Origin of the sequence: Gordonia sp. (in: high G+C Gram-positive bacteria) (genome assembly GCF_020438995.1) — a bacterium.
Lineage (GTDB): Bacteria > Actinomycetota > Actinomycetes > Mycobacteriales > Mycobacteriaceae > Gordonia.
Genome location: NZ_JAGQTN010000088.1, coordinates 1 through 1,735, shown reverse-complemented (window position 1 = coordinate 1,735; position 1,735 = coordinate 1). Strand labels below are relative to the sequence as shown.

The 1,735-nt window shown below is 65.0% G+C and carries 2 protein-coding genes; both read left to right on the top strand.

Annotated elements, in window-relative coordinates; all coding sequences use genetic code 11:
• Positions 1-1,179, top strand: a 1,179-nt coding sequence (locus tag KDB67_RS07335) for an oxygenase MpaB family protein (RefSeq protein WP_291014243.1), incomplete at its 5' end; no start/stop codon positions are given.
• A gap of 89 nt (positions 1,180-1,268) precedes the next feature.
• The coding region (locus KDB67_RS07330; RefSeq protein WP_291014240.1) for a cation:proton antiporter at positions 1,269-1,735 on the top strand (467 nt) is incomplete at its 3' end.

Below are 1,735 nucleotides of genomic sequence, written 5' to 3'. Positions count from 1 at the left end.
GGCGCCGCGGGGGCGGCGTCGCTGGTGGCCCCGGCGACGCCATGGACGTGGTCGCCCGCCTACTCGATACCCGGGACCGGTACCGGAAAAGACCCGCGCACGGTGTGGGATCCCGAGGCCGACGAGGTCATCGCCAGGCTGTTCCGCAACCCCGGACAGGTGCAGCGGGTCAACAACCTGCTCAAAGGCTGGACCAAGAACTCTCAGCCGCTGCCTGCCGGCCTGCCGAACGAACTGCGCGACTTCATCGAACACGCACGCAGGCTGCCGGCATGGACCGACTGGGACCGGCTCGACGCCGCGGTCCGCTTCAACCAGAAACGCGGCCTCTATCTCGGCGTCATCTACGGCTTTGCCAGCGGCATGATGAGCACGGTGATCCCGCGGGAGGCGCGTGCCGTCTATTACTCCAAGGGCGGCTGGGACCTCAAGGACCGCATCTCCAAGACCGCCAAGTTCGGGTACGACGTGGGTGCGCTCAACGCCTTCCGGCCGGGCGGCGAGATGATCGTCACCTGCGTCAAGACGCGCATGGCGCACGCCGGTGTCCGGCATCTGCTGCCGCAATCGGGGCACTGGCAGGCCGTGGCACCCGAGTCCAAGCCGATCAGTCAGGCCGACATCATGGTCACCTGGCACAGCCTGCCCACCACCGTCATGCGCAACCTGCGTAAATGGCGGGTACCGATGGAGAACTACGAGGGTAACGGCCTGCTGCATTCCTGGCAGGTCACCGCTTCGCTCCTCGGCGTCCACGACGAGTACATCCCCAACTCGTGGGGTCACGCCGAATCGCAGGCACGTCAGGTGCTCGACCCGATCCTCGCGCCCACCCCCGAGGGACGCAGGCTCGCCAACGAGCTGCTGAATCTGGGTGTCAATCTTGACCTGACATTGCTGTCCCGCGGCGTTCTCGGTGCCCTGACCCGCTACGTCCTCGGCGACAAGATGGCCAACTGGTACCACATTCCCCGCGAGCCGGTCTGGAGTCCGCTGCTGGAAACCGCGTGGGTGCCGTTCGTCGGGATGCGCGAAGGGTTGCTGGGTGTGGGAGTGCCCAAGGAGACGTACTGGATGTTCGACGAATTGCTGCGCCAGTTCGTGCTGCTCTACATGTCGGAGCTGCGCATGCCGATCAGCATTCAGATCCCGACGTTCAACAACCCGAAGTACAAATAGACCCCGAGTTCGGTCACGCCCGGCAGGTTCGTTCGGCCGGACGACCCGCCAACTCGGACAAACCGCCCCCGACCTGAAAAGATCAGCGCATGGAACTGCTGATCCTGGTCCTCGTCGGGGCCATCATCGTCACGTCGTTCGCCGACAAACGAGGCATGCAACCCGCGCTCATCATCATCCTCGTCGGTCTGGGTGTCTCGTTCATCCCCGGAGTTCCGCACGTCGAACTCGAATCGGAGATCCTGCTGACGGTGGTGCTGCCACCGCTGCTGTACTCGGCCGCACTCGGGTTCTCCTTCGCCAACTTCGTGCGCAACATCCGGCCCATCCTCGGCCTCGGGGTGGCGATGGTGGTCATCACCGCCTTCGCGGTCGGCTGGGTCACGTCGACGGTGTTACCCGAATTCACCTTTACCCTCGCCCTGCTGCTCGGTGCGATCGTCGCCCCGCCCGATGCGGTGACGGCCGTCGCGATCGGCCACAAACTCGGTCTGCCCAAACGCCTCATGTCGATCCTCACCGGAGAATCGCTGGTCAACGACGCCGCAGCACTGTC